Annotated in this window: 12 protein-coding genes and 4 tRNA genes; 6 read left to right on the forward strand and 10 right to left on the reverse strand. The window is 60.6% G+C overall.

The genetic code is table 11. From position 1 onward, the window contains the following. Nucleotides 1-4: 4 nt before the first annotated feature. From lon to BLR71_RS16210, 8 genes are all read right to left on the reverse strand, one after another. Nucleotides 5-2,413, reverse strand: coding sequence for an endopeptidase La (gene lon / locus BLR71_RS16175; RefSeq protein WP_092528696.1), 2,409 nt, complete (start codon nucleotides 2,411-2,413; stop codon nucleotides 5-7). A gap of 145 nt (nucleotides 2,414-2,558) precedes the next feature. Next, entirely contained in the window at nucleotides 2,559-3,839 is a 1,281-nt protein-coding gene (gene clpX, locus BLR71_RS16180) for an ATP-dependent Clp protease ATP-binding subunit ClpX (protein ID WP_092528698.1), read from the reverse strand. 76 nt (nucleotides 3,840-3,915) lie between these two features. After that, nucleotides 3,916-4,536, reverse strand: a complete 621-nt coding sequence (gene clpP, locus BLR71_RS16185) for an ATP-dependent Clp endopeptidase proteolytic subunit ClpP (RefSeq protein ID WP_092528700.1) — start codon at nucleotides 4,534-4,536, stop codon at nucleotides 3,916-3,918. Between the two features lie 119 nt (nucleotides 4,537-4,655). Then, on the reverse strand, nucleotides 4,656-6,002 hold the full coding sequence (gene tig / locus BLR71_RS16190) for a trigger factor (RefSeq protein ID WP_092528702.1): 1,347 nt from the start codon (nucleotides 6,000-6,002) through the stop codon (nucleotides 4,656-4,658). Between the two features lie 322 nt (nucleotides 6,003-6,324). Then, nucleotides 6,325-6,399, reverse strand: a tRNA-His gene (locus BLR71_RS16195). Nucleotides 6,400-6,431: 32 nt separating this feature from the next. Then, a tRNA-His gene (locus BLR71_RS16200) sits at nucleotides 6,432-6,506 on the reverse strand. A gap of 55 nt (nucleotides 6,507-6,561) precedes the next feature. Further along, nucleotides 6,562-6,638 (reverse strand) — tRNA-Arg (locus tag BLR71_RS16205). 72 nt (nucleotides 6,639-6,710) lie between these two features. After that, nucleotides 6,711-6,787: transfer RNA gene (locus tag BLR71_RS16210), tRNA-Pro, on the reverse strand. A 217-nt stretch (nucleotides 6,788-7,004) separates the two neighbouring features. Here BLR71_RS16210 and folD point away from each other — a divergent pair. From folD to BLR71_RS16240, 6 genes are all read left to right on the forward strand, one after another. After that, nucleotides 7,005-7,871, forward strand: a complete 867-nt coding sequence (gene folD / locus BLR71_RS16215) for a bifunctional methylenetetrahydrofolate dehydrogenase/methenyltetrahydrofolate cyclohydrolase FolD (protein ID WP_092528704.1) — start codon at nucleotides 7,005-7,007, stop codon at nucleotides 7,869-7,871. A gap of 119 nt (nucleotides 7,872-7,990) precedes the next feature. Continuing rightward, complete coding sequence (locus tag BLR71_RS16220) at nucleotides 7,991-8,458, forward strand: S-ribosylhomocysteine lyase (protein ID WP_092528706.1); 468 nt, start codon at nucleotides 7,991-7,993, stop codon at nucleotides 8,456-8,458. 24 nt (nucleotides 8,459-8,482) lie between these two features. Further along, entirely contained in the window at nucleotides 8,483-9,232 is a 750-nt protein-coding gene (gene mtnN / locus BLR71_RS16225) for a 5'-methylthioadenosine/S-adenosylhomocysteine nucleosidase (RefSeq protein WP_092528708.1), read from the forward strand. 181 nt (nucleotides 9,233-9,413) lie between these two features. Further along, nucleotides 9,414-10,373 (forward strand): alpha/beta hydrolase, encoded by a 960-nt coding sequence (locus BLR71_RS16230; RefSeq protein WP_092528710.1) that lies wholly within the window; start codon nucleotides 9,414-9,416, stop codon nucleotides 10,371-10,373. An 11-nt stretch (nucleotides 10,374-10,384) separates the two neighbouring features. After that, a complete protein-coding gene (locus BLR71_RS16235) occupies nucleotides 10,385-11,428 on the forward strand; it encodes an asparaginase (protein WP_092528712.1) in 1,044 nt (347 codons plus the stop codon). Nucleotides 11,429-11,625: 197 nt separating this feature from the next. Further along, complete coding sequence (locus tag BLR71_RS16240) at nucleotides 11,626-11,862, forward strand: DUF2789 domain-containing protein (protein ID WP_092528714.1); 237 nt, start codon at nucleotides 11,626-11,628, stop codon at nucleotides 11,860-11,862. A 29-nt stretch (nucleotides 11,863-11,891) separates the two neighbouring features. Here the strand turns inward: BLR71_RS16240 and BLR71_RS16245 are convergent, their stop codons facing one another. Together BLR71_RS16245 and olsF are read right to left on the reverse strand one after the other, a co-directional pair. Beyond that, a complete protein-coding gene (locus tag BLR71_RS16245) occupies nucleotides 11,892-12,302 on the reverse strand; it encodes an SRPBCC family protein (RefSeq protein WP_092528716.1) in 411 nt (136 codons plus the stop codon). Nucleotides 12,303-12,507: 205 nt separating this feature from the next. Beyond that, entirely contained in the window at nucleotides 12,508-14,262 is a 1,755-nt protein-coding gene (olsF, locus tag BLR71_RS16250) for a bifunctional ornithine lipid synthase OlsF (RefSeq protein WP_245696563.1), read from the reverse strand. Nucleotides 14,263-14,409: the final 147 nt, after the last annotated feature.

A 14,409-nucleotide genomic window follows, 5' to 3' on the forward strand; every position in this document is an offset into this window, starting at 1 on the left:
ACCGCTAATGAGTACTGATCACCGCTTGGGAAGAAGCAGAGTCATCTGGACGATTTTCATCAGATTCGAGGGTAGACTTCTTGGCAAGAGCAACCTCTAGCACCTCATCTATCCAACGCACAGGACGAATATCCAATGCTTCCTTGATATTGTCCGGCACTTCTTTGAGGTCTCGGCGGTTTTCCTCGGGAATTAGCACGGTCTTTATACCACCGCGCCTTGCGGCCAGCAATTTCTCCTTGAGGCCACCAATCGGCATTACCTCGCCACGCAGATTGACTTCGCCGGTCATCGCCACGTCGCAACGCACCGCTCGCCCGGTAAAAGCAGAGACCATAGCAGTCACCATGGCAATGCCAGCGCTGGGGCCGTCCTTGGGCGTCGCCCCCTCAGGCACGTGGATGTGCAGATCTTCCTTCTCGAAGCGCTCAGTATCGATACCCAACGCCTTGGCCCGGGCACGCACCACGGTCTGGGCGGCGCTCACGGACTCCTTCATGACATCACCGAGGGAGCCGGTCTTGTTGATCCGACCCTTGCCCGGGGTAAGAACAGACTCGATGGTCAGCAGCTCGCCACCCACCGACGTCCAGGCAAGCCCAGTGACGCGCCCAACCTGGTCTTCCTGGTCGGCGAGCCCATAGCTGTAGCGGCGCACACCCGCGTGGCGCTCGATGCCTTCCGCTGCCAGCCGCTGAGGCGCTTGCGCACCTTCTTTGCCCTGAGTCTCGATCCGCTCACGCAACACCTTGCGACAGACCTTCGCCACCTGACGCTCCAGCTCGCGCACCCCCGCTTCTCTGGTGTAGTAGCGGATCAGCTCGAGCACGGCATCATCTTCGAAGGAGAGCTCGTCATCCTTGAGGCCATTTGCCTTGAGCTGCTTAGGAATCAGATAACGCTTGGCGATCGCCAGCTTCTCGTCTTCGGTGTAGCCCGGCAGACGAATGATTTCCATACGGTCCATCAAGGGACCCGGAATATTCATCGAGTTCGCCGTGCAGATGAACATGGTTTCGGACAGATCGTAATCAAGTTCGAGATAGTGATCGCTGAACTTGTCGTTCTGCTCCGGGTCCAGCACCTCAAGCAAGGCAGACGACGGATCGCCACGGTGATCCATGCCGATCTTGTCGACCTCATCGAGCAGGAACAGCGGGTTCTTGACCCCGGCCTTGCTCATGCGCTGCACCACCTTGCCCGGCAGCGAGCCAATGTAGGTACGGCGGTGGCCGCGAATCTCGGATTCGTCACGCACGCCACCCAGCGCCAGCCGCACGTACTTGCGGTTGGTCGCTCGGGCAATCGACTGCCCCAAAGAGGTCTTGCCTACACCGGGCGGCCCCACCAGGCACAGCACCGGACCCTTGAGCTTCTTGACCCGCTTCTGAACGGCCAGGTACTCGAGAATACGCTCCTTGACCTCCTCGAGCCCGTAGTGGTCTTCGTCGAGGACCTTCTGGGCGCGCAGCAGGTCATGCTTGACCCGAGTACGCTTCTTCCAGGGCACCGCGATCAGCCAATCGAGATAGGAGCGCACCACCGTAGCCTCGGCGGAGGACGGTCCCATCATTTTCAGCTTGTTAAGCTCCTGAGTGGCTTTCTCACGAGCCTCATCGGGCATGCCGGACTCTTCGATCGCCTGCTCGTACTTCTCGGCCTCATTGGGCACGTTGTCGAGCTCGCCCATCTCTTTCTGGATGGCCTTCATCTGCTCGTTGAGGTAGTACTCGCGCTGCGACTTCTCCATCTGGTCCTTGACCCGCGACCGGATGCGCTTCTCGACCTGCAGCAGATCGATCTCAGATTCGATCAGTGCCATCAGGTGCTCGATACGGTCGCGCACCCGATCCATTTCCAGGAGCTGCTGCTTGTCGCCAATCTTCAGCGACAGATGGGCACAGATGGTATCGACCAACCGACTGGGGTCTTCGATCCCGGACAGAGAGTTCAAGACCTCATTGGGGACCTTCTTGGACAGCTTTACGTACTGCTCGAACTGATTGAGCAGCACGCGCACCAGTGATTCCTGCTCCCTCTCGGTGAGCGGCTCGCTTTCGCGCAGGGTCACTTCGGCGCGGCTATAGCCTTCGTCGACCACGGTGATATCACCGACGTCGGCGCGGGCTGCGCCTTCAATCAACACCTTCACGGTGCCATCGGGCAGCTTCAGTAGCTGCATAATCTCGGCAACGGTGCCCACCGCGAACAGGTCGCTGGTATCAGGCTCGTCCTGACCGGCTTCACGTTGGGCGACGAGCAGAATGCGCTTGTCGGCGGCCATGGCCGCCTCGAGCGCCTGAATGGACTTCTCTCGCCCCACGAACAGCGGGATCACCATCTGCGGGTAAACCACCACATCGCGAAGCGGCAATAGGGGCAGACTCTGGGTCTGTTCGGCGTTCTGCTGCATCGCAGACGTTCCTCAATGCTCGAATGATTGAACAGGTGATGGGGGCAACGGGCACTCTTTACAAGCGCAGCGGCGGGCCACCAGGACAAAAGAGCGCGAAAAAAAGGGGCCGCAAAAGCGGCCCCTGCTCCGGAGGGGAACGGCCCTAGCCGTCTTTGCCCGCCACCTTGCTGTCTTCCTGCTGGGAGTAGATCAGCAGCGGCTCGCTTTCTCCACGAATCACGGAGTCATCGATCACCACCTTGGTGACACCCTCAAGCGACGGGATCTCGTACATGGTATCGAGCAGCACCGCCTCGAGGATCGAACGCAGGCCCCGTGCACCGGTCTTGCGCGACATGGCTTTTTCAGCGACGGCACGCAGCGCCTCTTCACGGAAGTCGAGCTCGACACCTTCCATCTCGAACAGCTTGACGTACTGCTTGACAAGCGAGTTCTTGGGCTCGGTGAGGATCTGGATCAAGGCATCTTCCGAGAGCTCGGTGAGCGTCGCGATGACCGGCAGACGACCCACGAACTCGGGAATCAGGCCAAACTTGACCAGATCATCGGGCTCGACGTCGAGCAGGATATCGCCCACACCCTTGCTTTCGTCCTTGCTCTTGACCTCGGCGTTAAAGCCGATGCCACCCTTCTCGGCGCGCTCCCGGATCACCTTGTCGAGACCCGCGAAAGCGCCGCCGACGATGAACAGGATGTTGCCCGTATCCACCTGCAGGAACTCTTGCTGCGGATGCTTGCGACCACCCTGGGGGGGCACCGAGGCGGTAGTGCCCTCGATTAGCTTGAGCAGTGCCTGCTGAACGCCCTCGCCCGAGACGTCTCGCGTGATCGAAGGGTTATCGGACTTGCGCGAAATCTTGTCGATCTCGTCGATGTAGACAATGCCCTTCTGCGCCTTGTCGACATCGTAATCACACTTTTGCAGCAGCTTCTGGATGATGTTCTCGACATCTTCACCGACATAGCCCGCCTCAGTGAGGGTCGTGGCATCGGCGATGGTGAAGGGAACATTGAGCAAGCGCGCCAGCGTCTCGGCAAGCAGCGTCTTACCGCTACCGGTCGGGCCGATCAGGAGGATATTGGACTTGCCAAGCTCCACCTCTTCGCTCTTCACTTCGGCACGCAGACGCTTGTAATGATTGTAAACCGCCACGGACAGCACCATCTTGGCGCGATCCTGGCCGATCACATAATCATCGAGGGTGTGCCGAATCTCTCGCGGTGCCGGCAGGCGATCTTCATCGCTCTCGGCATCGGCCTCGAGGACCTCCTCGCGAATGATGTCGTTGCACAGGTCGACGCACTCATCGCAGATATAGACGGACGGGCCGGCGATCAGCTTGCGAACTTCGTTCTGGTTCTTGCCACAAAACGAGCAGTACAGCAGCTTGCCGCTCTCGTCCTTACCTTTGCCGTCGGCCATTTGCGTACCTCTCTACGAACGGCGGCCGGAGGGCCGCCGGAGTTGCATATCGTGGCTGATGATGACGTCCACGCTATCAGGATGCCGGCCGTTTCTCCAGCATGGCATCGATCAGACCGTATTCTGCCGCCTGGGCCCCATTCATGAAGTTATCACGATCGGTGTCCTTGGCAATGGTCTCGATGTCCTGGCCGGTATGATCGGCAAGAATCTGGTTCAGGCGCTGACGGATAGAGAGAATTTCCTTGGTGTGGATCTCGATATCGGTGGCCTGACCCTGATAACCGCCCAGCGGCTGGTGGATCATCATGCGTGAATTCGGCAAGCAATAACGCTTGCCCGCGGCGCCACCGGCCAGCAGTAGCGCACCCATGCTAGCGGCCTGACCGATACAGACGGTGGAAACGTCCGGCTTGATGAATTGCATGGTGTCATAGATCGACATGCCCGCCGTGACTGAGCCACCCGGCGAGTTGATGTACAGATGAATGTCCTTGTCCGGGTTCTCGGACTCCAGGAACAGCAACTGCGCCACCACCAAGTTGGCCGTGTAGTCTTCCACCGGTCCCACCAGGAAGATCACACGCTCCTTGAGCAGGCGCGAGTAGATGTCGTAGGAGCGCTCACCGCGCGCGCTCTGCTCGACCACCATCGGCACCAGGCCGCCAGCGTTTTGAATATCGAACTCGTTGCCCATTGTGTGACGTCCTTCATCCGATGACTGAATTACGACCCCGCCTATGCGGCGTCATGGAGACAGTAAAGCATGCTTGACAGCCCGACCGAAGCCGGGCTACCAACGACTGCCGTCGTCTATCACGCCGTGGCGCCGTCCTCTTCTTCCTCAGCCGCTTCAGCTTGCTGCTGAGCCGCCTGCAGCGCCTGCTCGTAGGACATCTCGACATCCTTCACAGTGGCCTGCTCGAGCAGAACCGCAACGGCCTTCTCTTCCAGAATCGACGATTTCAGCTGATTCTTGAGCTGGTCGTTGCTCATGTAGTAATCGATGACCTGCTGCGGGTCCTCGTACTGCTGAGACAGCTCCTCGACCTTGGCCTTGATCTCATCGTCAGACGCATCGATCTCGTGGGTCTTGATGACTTCTGCCAGCAGCAGGCCGACCTGAACGCGGCTCTTGGCCTGTTCGGCGAACAGTTCGTTGGGCAACTGAGAGACATCGAAGTCCTCGCCCAGGCCGAACTGCTGAGCGGCCTGACGCTTGAGGGCGTCGGTTTCCTGCTGAACCAGCGCCTGCGGGGCCGGAATGTCGTTGGCCTTCTTAAGCGCGTCCATGACCTGCTGCTTGACGCGATTGTCAACGGCCTGAGCAGCTTCGCGAGTCATGTTCTTCTTGATCTCGGTGCGGAAGGTATCCACATCGCCACCTTCGACACCGAACTGCTTGATGAAGGCTTCATCGATCTCGGGCAGCTCTTGACCGCTAACCTTGTGGACCTTGACCTTGAAAGTCGCATCCTGACCGGCCAGGTTCTCGGCCTGATAATCTTCCGGGAAGGTCACCTTGATCTCGGTCTCGTCACCGGCTTTGGCACCGATCAGTTGCTCTTCGAAGCCCGGAATGAAGCTACCGGAACCGATCACCAGGTCATGGTTCTCGGCGCTACCACCTTCGAACGGCTCGTCGCCCAGGAAGCCCTGGAAGTCGAGGGTGACCTGATCGCCGTCTGCGGCGGCACGCTCGACTTCGGCCCAGGCGGCATTCTGCTTGCGCAGGGTCTCGATCATCTGTTCGACGTCGGCATCGCTCACTTCGACCACCGGACGCTCGACTTCGGCGCCTTCGATGCTGGCCAGCTCGACTTCCGGATAAATCTCCAGCGTTGCCACGAACTCGAGATCCTGACCGCTTTCATTGACCGTCGGCTCGATCTGCGGATAGCCCGCCGGGTTGAGGTTTTCCTGGGTAATCGCCTGAACGTAGCGCTCACGCATCACCTCGCCCACCACTTCATTGCGCGCATCTTGCCCATAGCGCTGGCGGACCACAGCCATCGGCACCTTGCCGGGGCGGAAGCCATTCAGGCGAGCGTTCTTGGCGGTGTCCTTGAGGCGAGCCTCGACGGCCTGGTCGATCTCGGCCGCTGGCACTTGAACCTTGACGCGACGTTCGATCTGGGAGGTCGTTTCGACGGAAACTTGCATGAATAGTCCTCTACCACTGGGGCGTTCGAAAAAGCGTTGAATGGTCAAAGGGGTTCAATTCTAAGAACCCCAATGCACGCTGGCAAGCGCGATGCCATGACTATGGGGGCGCTATCGCCTGTTACAAGGGGGTTGGCGGCAAAAACCTTGCTCTTGCAGCATAAAAAAACACTGATAACACCACCTTGCGGACACGGCCATCAGGACAAGATGCCACGGGCGCAAGACCAAGGCGCACAGACCCCAGACACGCAAAATCGCTCGTGACCATTGGCCGCGAACCTGTTTATGAAAAAGCAAGAAATATCAGGAGGGAAGGTAATGGGGTGGATGATGGGGATCGAACCCACGACAGCCGGAACCACAATCCGGGGCTCTACCACTGAGCTACATCCACCACTACCAAAAACACAACAAGCAACCGAAAAATGGGGTGGATGATGGGGATCGAACCCACGACAGCCGGAACCACAATCCGGGGCTCTACCACTGAGCTACATCCACCATATCGGCTTGCCTGCCAGGCACTCGCCTTGCTGTCGACCACTTACTCTCAAAGTGGCGCGCCCAGCAGGACTCGAACCTGCAACCTACGGCTTAGAAGGCCGTTGCTCTATCCAATTGAGCTATGAGCGCATTCTAAAGCCTCTAGACTCGTAACTGCAACCCTTGCCAACACCTTTATCTTAAAAAAATCAAAAGGTTACATGGTCGGGATGGAGGGATTCGAACCCCCGACATCCTGCTCCCAAAGCAGGCGCGCTACCAGACTGCGCTACATCCCGTCGGCATCAAACTGCAGCACATTGACGCGAAAACTGCCGCCTCAATGCGGAGCGTATTTTACGCATCCTTGCCCGCTGGTCAAGCCCTTAGCGCACACTCTCGCACAAGCATGCTTTGACTCGAGGCCAGCTCATGCGAAAATCAACGCCCTCAATCTTTCGTCGCCCGCGGCAGGTATACCCCAAGCCCGCCGACTTAACTTTTTAGGAAACGCCGATGACCGCCCAACTGATCGATGGCAAGGCCATTGCCGCTCATGTTCGTCAACAGGTTGCCCGCCAGGTAGCGGCCCGTCACGAATCAGGCGCACGTAGCCCAGGCCTGGCCGTGGTGCTGGTCGGTGAAGACCCGGCATCCGAAGTCTATGTACGCAACAAGCATCGCGCCTGTGAAGAAGCCGGCATCCTCTCCTTTCGCCATCAGTTGCCCGCGGACACTACCCAAGCCCACCTGGAGGCGCTGGTCGATGAGCTGAATGCCGATGAGCGCATTGACGGCATCCTGGTACAGCTACCCTTGCCCGAACACCTGGACCCGCGGCCTATCCTCGAGCGTATTCAGCCCGACAAGGACGTCGATGGCTTCCACCCGTACAACCTTGGTCGTCTCGCTCAACGCCTACCCCTACTTCGCCCCTGCACCCCCAAGGGCGTCATGACCCTGCTGCAGGAATCCGGCCTCGACGTTCGCGGGCTGGACGCCACCATTGTCGGCGCCTCTAACATTGTCGGCCGACCCATGGCCATGGAACTGATGCTGGCCGGCTGCACGACGACCGTCTGCCATCGCTTTACCAAGGATCTAGAGGCTCAGGTGCGCCGCGCCGATCTGCTGGTGGTCGCCGTAGGCAAACCCGGACTGGTCAAGGGCGAATGGGTGAAGGAAGGCGCCATCGTCATCGACGTGGGCATTAACCGCAATGATGACGGCAAGTTGATCGGTGACGTGGAGTTCGCGCCGGCCGCCGAACGCGCCAGCCACATCACACCGGTTCCGGGCGGTGTCGGCCCGATGACGGTCGCCTCGCTGCTCGAAAACACCCTTTATGCCGCAGAACTCCATGACCCCATCAAGGGCGAATGATGCGCTGCGGCCCTGAGTAGGCGCCAGCCGGCTCAGTGCGTTAGAATCTCCTCTTTTCGCCCCAGGCGCATCGTCATTGGGCGAATCGCCAATCAAATTGTTAGACGAGGTCAGGTGACATGAGCGACCAGAAGATGAACGTCGAAAGCTTCAATCTCGACCACACCAAGGTCAAAGCGCCCTACGTCCGCCTGGCCGGCGTTACCGTCGGCCTGCACGGCGACGAGATCTACAAGTACGACATGCGCATCTGCCAGCCGAATCAGAACCACATGGACATGCCGGGGCTGCATTCGCTGGAACACCTGATGGCAGAAATGTCGCGCAACCACACCGACAAGGTCGTCGATATCAGCCCGATGGGCTGCCAGACCGGTTTCTACTGGGCGATGATCAACCACGACGACTACGACGGCATCCTCACGCTGATCGAGAAGACCCTCGAAGACGTGCTCGAGGCCGATGAAGTGCCGGCCTGCAACGAGATGCAGTGCGGCTGGGCCGCCAGCCACAGCCTCGAAGGCGCCAAAGAGATCGCCCGCGGCTTCCTCGCCAAGCGCGACGAATGGCAGCTTATCTTTGAATGATCCGATGATCAGGGCGACACACGCATGAACAAGATTGGCATCATCGGCGCAATGGCCGAAGAGGTAGCGCTGCTGGCCTCTCATCTGGAAGAGCGGCGCACCCGCCAGCATGTCGGCTGCACCTTCCACACCGGACGCCTGCAAGGCGTTGAGGTAGTGATCCTGCAGTCTGGCATCGGCAAGGTGAACGCGGCGGTAGGTACTACCCTGCTGCTGGACGTTTACAAACCCGACGTCGTCATCAATACCGGCTCCGCCGGTGGCTTCGGCGACGACCTCGCCGTGGGTGACGTGGTGATTTCTTCCGAGGTGCGCCACCACGACGTGGATGCCGTGGTCTTCGGCTATGAACATGGTCAGGTACCGCAGATGCCGGCCGCCTATCTACCCGATAGCCGGCTAGTGGCGATCGCCAGGGAATGCATCGAATCCCTGGGCGAGCTACGCGTCGTCGAAGGGCTAATCGCGACCGGCGACATCTTCATGTCCTGCCCGGATGCAGTAGCTCGCACTCGCGATCGCTTTCCGGCCATGCTCGCCGCAGAGATGGAAGCGGCGGCTATCGCCCAGACCTGCCACCTCTATGGGTGCCCTTTCGTGGTCATTCGCGCCCTGTCAGACATCGCAGGCCAAGAGTCCAATGTCTCTTTCAAGGCGTTCATCGATCAGGCCGCCGAGCACTCGGCACGAATGGTCGAGGCCATGGTCATTCGCCTAGGGGCGCTTGATAGCATCGCAGGAGAACCCCAGCAGAGCGCTCTCACAAGCGCCTAAACAGCATCTCCCCGGTCCTAAGCTCTTGAGTGGAGAGTGCTTCTCATAAAAGAGCACTTCTCATAGAAGAGCACTTCGCATAGATAGAAGGCGCCGTGCAGGCGCCTTTTTTGTAACCACTGTACAACATCGATGCAAAAATTATACATTGACGAGGCTTCATGACGGACGGAGACCCGCTATGCATGTCGCCTCCCGGCTATCGCGCCGCCTGGCCACTTCACTCCTGTTGCTACTGCCGACACTACTGATAGCCGGCTGCACGACCTTGCCGCTGGGCCTCGACGAGACATCCGCCGATCACGACACCCGTCGTCTCGATGCCTTGACCTACACGCCAAAGGATTGGCCAACGCCTCTACAGGCAGATGTTTACCTGCCGGACACCGCTGACGACGCCGGCCTCAGGCCCGCCGCACTGGTCGTTCACGGAGGCGGCTGGCAGCGTCGTGAGCGGGCCGACATGGACGCCATCGCCAAGCGCCTCGCCCAGCGCGGCTACGTAGCCGTCAATATCGACTATCGGTTTGCACCCACCTACCGCTTCCCCGCACAACTCCATGACCTGCAGCAGGCCATGCACTGGATCAACCATCATGCTGAGCGCTGGCGTATCGATACCGATCGCATCATCGGCGTCGGCTACTCCTCCGGCGCGCATCTCGTCAGCCTGCTTGCGGTGATGAATGCCAGAAACCCGCTGGACAGCCCCTATGGAGGCCCCGAGACACGGCTTGCCGGCGTGCTGGCTGGCGGCACGCCAACCGATCTTTCACGGTTCGACGACGGCCGCCTGCTTAACGACTTCATTGGCGGCCCTCAGGCCGAATACCCGGATCGCTACCGCCAGGCATCACCGCTGCGCCAGCTCGACGATAGCGCCCCGCCCTTCTTTCTCTTTCACGGCAACCTCGACGGCCTGGTGCCAATCGAGCAGGCCAACGTCTTCCAGACCGCTCTGGACGAGCGCGGCATTGGCAATACGCTGTACCGGCTAAGATGGCGAGGCCATTACACCACCTTCCTCACCGCCGGGCCGGCCATCGAGGCAGGGCTCGATTTCCTCGACCGCCAACTGGCGCCAGCCCCGGTCACAGCCCAGTCCGCATCGGGTATCATGACGACACCCCCTAACCGCTGACAGGAGTGCCCATGCACGCGCCCCGCTCTCGCCTATTGGTCATCTATACGGGCGGCACTCTCGGCATGGTCGAGACCCCACAGGGCCTCTCTCCAGGCGGCAGCTTCGAGCCTCGCCTGCGTGATGCGCTGAACACCCTGCCGCCGGCTCGACGGGCCAGCCTGCCTGACTTCGATTTCATGGCCACGCCCTCAGCCATCGACTCGAGCAGCGCCACCCCTGCCGACTGGCAGGCCCTGGCGGCACTGATCGACGAGCATCAGCAGGCCTATACCGGCATCATCATCCTGCACGGCACCGATACCCTAAGCTGGACCGCCAGCAGCCTGGCCTTCCAACTACAGGGTATCGACAAACCCGTGGTGGTGACCGGGGCCATGCGCCCACTGGAAGCCGAGGACAGCGACGCCCTCGCCAACGTCGAGGGCGCCCTGCGCTTCGCCACCCAGCCAGCGCTTCAGGAGGTCGCGCTCTACTTCGCTGGACGTCTGCTGCGGGGCGTACGCACCCGCAAGTGGCAGACACAGGCCGAAGACGCCTTCATCAGCCCCAACTATCCGCTGCTCGGCGAACTGGTCGACGGCGCCCCGGTGCTCTACCCCGGCCGCGGACTGGTCGATCGTCAGCGCGGCACCCAGCGTTTCGAGCTGCCCGACTATCGCACTCTCGGCCCCTCGCCCGTGGCAAGAATATCCCTATGGCCAGGCATGACCGCAGACCAGCTCGCCAAGATGCTGCTCGACGACGCCATCGGCGGCGCCCTGCTGGAAGTCTGGGGAGGAGGCAATATTGCCGATGACCCGGCGCTCATTGAGGTGCTCGCCCAGGCCAGAGGAGAAGGCAAGCTGATCGCCGCCATCAGCCAGTGCCCGCAGGGGAGAATCGAGATCGGAGCCTATGCGGCCGGCCAAGGGCTCATGGAGGCAGAGGTACTATCAGGCGATGACATGACCCCCGAAGCCACCATGACCAAGCTGATCCATTTACTGGCCCAGCCGCTCAGCGATGCAGACAGGCGCCAGCACTTCCTGACCAGCCTGGTCGGCGAACGCTGAGCCCGTCTCTGGCACAAACGGGTGGCGCCGGAGAGAGAAAGCCTGGCAGGCTGAGAGGCAGACGAACACAGGCAGCAGCCACAAGGCTCGATATCATCCGAATGACCGGGTATTCGAGCCAAGCCACCCTCAGGCACCAAGATCCTGAAGGCATGGAATCACCCACTCAGTCTTGACCCATCACAAGGAGCATCAATATGGAACATGGCGCACACCCCTTCAGTGAACTCTTCGAACAGCTCGGCCTGCCCGCCGATGACGCCTCCATCCAGGCCTTTATCGAACGTCACTCCCCCCTTCCCGAAGACATCGAGCTGGCCGACGCTCCCTTCTGGAACCGGTCTCAGGCAGCACTGATTCGCAGCGCCCTGGAGGAAGATGCCGACTGGGCAGAGGTCGTCGATCAGTTGAATGCAGCGCTTCGCGGGAACTGAATAGATCCGTCAATCTTGACGGATCAAGCTTACAGCCGCGCTTCGACGCGTTCGAGGATCTGTCGGCTGACCCTCCCCACCATCGGGCGGGCCGCCTTGTTGACGGCCCGCTCCACCAGGCGATTTTTGATCACGTAGTCGAGGGTCAGGGAAACAAGCGTCCCTTCAGGCACGGGCGTCAGGCGATAACAGCCCTGGTTCTTCACCCCGTCGATGGATTCCCAGGCCAAGCGCTCTGGCGCGCGAGATTCCGTAATCGCCACATCAAAGGTCCAGTCGACGCCCACCGCCCGGACATGCCAGCGGTAGCGATCATCCCCTAGCGGCTCGATGGACTCGATCAGATCGGAATACTCGGCGAAGTCTTCGACTCGTTTGAGTAACTCGAAGACCCGCTCCGGTGGCGCCGGCAATGTCGCGCTATGTTCGATAGTGGCCATATTCGGGTTCCAGTTGCTGGTCTTGATGAAGCGGGCTGATACCCCGAGGGTAACCACCCCGCTTCTTCAAGACCAGCATCCTTACGCCACCCGACACCTTGCATGGTCAGCATCACCCTTCAGCCAACTCTCGCCCGGTCCTGCTCTTTTCTGGCCTGCGACGCCCCACAAGGTTCAGCCTGTACTTCATTGCGCCAGGAACACCTCACTCGCCCATATAGCGCGCCCGCTTCTTCGCCTTCACCTTGGCGACCTCGACCCGCACTAAGCCGTCCACACAGTAGCCGAAGTCGGCATCGACGCTGAAATCCAGGAACTGCACACCGCCGGGCGAGCACAGCTCGGTATAATGCTTGTAGAGCGCCGGCACCGTCACCCCGTGCATGCCGAGCTGCTGCTTGAGCACCTTGAAATCGGCAGCGCCATCCTGATGGCAAAACAGCGCCTCGGCTTCCTCGACCGTCGCCGCCGACACCCGAAACGGCGCGCGGGCCCGCACGCCTGACTCATCGACGCCGTAATAGTGCTGGTAGTAATACACCAGCAGCTCGAGGGCCGCTCGTGGAATGGCATTGGAGAGCGATACCGGGCCGACCATCCAGGCGATCGACGGATTGGCCTTCAAGTAGGCGCCGATGCCAAGCCAAAGCAGGTCGAGACTACGCCGCCCCCAATAGCGGGGCTGCACGAAACTGCGTCCCAGCTCGATACCCTCGCCGACGCTCTCGAGCCACTGCGCCGAACACTCAAACAAGGACGCGGAATAAAGGCCATCTGCGCCATGGGTGCTCACTGCCTCACCGACCCTCGCCAGGCGGTAGGCACCGGCGATCTCCATGGCCTTGTCGTCCCATACCAGCAGGTGCTGATAGTGGCGATCATAGTCATCCAGGTCGCGGTGCTCACCGGTGCCCTCACCCACCCGCCTGAAGGTCAGCTCGCGCAGCCGCCCAAGCTCGCGCATCACCACCGAGTCGGCGCGATAGTCGTGGAGAAGAATCCGCATGCCTTCCTTGGTCGTGCCCAGGCACTGCGCCTGTTCGAGCTCGGCACGCAAGGCCTGGCGCGGCTCCGGGTGAGCGATCGGCCGTTCGGTGACAAAAAGCGAAGAACGGTTCTTGGCCAGCCGGTAAACGTGCTTGCGCAGCAGTTTGAGCTTGGTGCGGTTAGGCAGCGTCGGCAAATCGAAGCGCGCCAGAGGGATCGGCTCCCCGATGCGGATCGGCAGGTCCATGGCGTGCTTCTTGAACATCTCATTGACCAGCAGCAGCCCGCCCAGCGGGCGGTAGATCAACGAGAGCGAATAAAAGAGCGCCGAATTACGCCCGCCCACATGCACCGGCAGAATCGGGGCATTGGTCTTGCGAGCCAGATGCAGAAAACCGCTCTGCCAGGGGCCATCCTTGATGCCTGAAGGCCCAGCCCGAGAGACCTCACCAGCGGGAAAGATGATGAGTGCTTGCTCGGCCATCAGCGCTTCGTTGCCGGCCCGCGCGCTCTTTCGGTACCCCTTGCCGGTCAAATTGTCGACCGGCAGCAGCAAGGGCCGCAGCGGCACGAACTCCCACAGCAGGTCATTGACCATCACCTTGACGTCGCGCCGCACCTCCCCCACCAGTTTGAGCAGCGCCAAGCCATCCAATGTCCCCAGCGGATGGTTGGCGACGATCACGACGCGCCCTTCGCTGGGGATGTTGCAGCGCTCCCTGGCCGACGTCATGTAGCTGAAGCGAAAATGCTCCAGTACATGATCAACGAATTCGAAAGGACCGGCGTCACGGTGCCGCGCCAGAAAGTCATTGACCTCATCCTCATGCATCAAGCGGCGCAACAGCCCCATGGCGGGCTGGCGGACCAGAGGTGCGCGACCATTGAGGGCGGGGTACTTGTCATCGATCAGGCGTTCGATATCGAGCATCAGGGTTCCTCCAGTGATGTCGATATCCTGGGCAAATGCCATGACGAGGCCATGTCAGAGACATGGCGAAGGCATGACAGCCGCCGGCGCTGGTCAGCGGCAGCGCCAGTCTCTAAAATGCTCGGCTCGTCCGGACCGGATCCCGGGCGTCCGCGCCGCCAGGCTGCGGCCTAAACAAATTCTCCGAAA

Source organism: Onishia taeanensis (assembly GCF_900100755.1).
Taxonomy (GTDB): Bacteria; Pseudomonadota; Gammaproteobacteria; order Pseudomonadales; family Halomonadaceae; genus Onishia; species Onishia taeanensis.

Coding starts and splice junctions, on each gene's coding strand:
- BLR71_RS16235 (WP_092528712.1), top strand. CDS start 10,385: ATGCACGCGCCCCGCTCTCGCCTATTGGTCATCTATACGGGCGGCACT.
- BLR71_RS16220 (WP_092528706.1), top strand. CDS start 7,991: ATGAGCGACCAGAAGATGAACGTCGAAAGCTTCAATCTCGACCACACC.
- lon (WP_092528696.1), bottom strand. CDS start 2,413: ATGCAGCAGAACGCCGAACAGACCCAGAGTCTGCCCCTATTGCCGCTT.
- folD (WP_092528704.1), top strand. CDS start 7,005: ATGACCGCCCAACTGATCGATGGCAAGGCCATTGCCGCTCATGTTCGT.
- olsF (WP_245696563.1), bottom strand. CDS start 14,262: ATGGCATTTGCCCAGGATATCGACATCACTGGAGGAACCCTGATGCTC.
- clpP (WP_092528700.1), bottom strand. CDS start 4,536: ATGGGCAACGAGTTCGATATTCAAAACGCTGGCGGCCTGGTGCCGATG.
- clpX (WP_092528698.1), bottom strand. CDS start 3,839: ATGGCCGACGGCAAAGGTAAGGACGAGAGCGGCAAGCTGCTGTACTGC.
- tig (WP_092528702.1), bottom strand. CDS start 6,002: ATGCAAGTTTCCGTCGAAACGACCTCCCAGATCGAACGTCGCGTCAAG.
- mtnN (WP_092528708.1), top strand. CDS start 8,483: ATGAACAAGATTGGCATCATCGGCGCAATGGCCGAAGAGGTAGCGCTG.
- BLR71_RS16230 (WP_092528710.1), top strand. CDS start 9,414: ATGCATGTCGCCTCCCGGCTATCGCGCCGCCTGGCCACTTCACTCCTG.
- BLR71_RS16245 (WP_092528716.1), bottom strand. CDS start 12,302: ATGGCCACTATCGAACATAGCGCGACATTGCCGGCGCCACCGGAGCGG.
- BLR71_RS16240 (WP_092528714.1), top strand. CDS start 11,626: ATGGAACATGGCGCACACCCCTTCAGTGAACTCTTCGAACAGCTCGGC.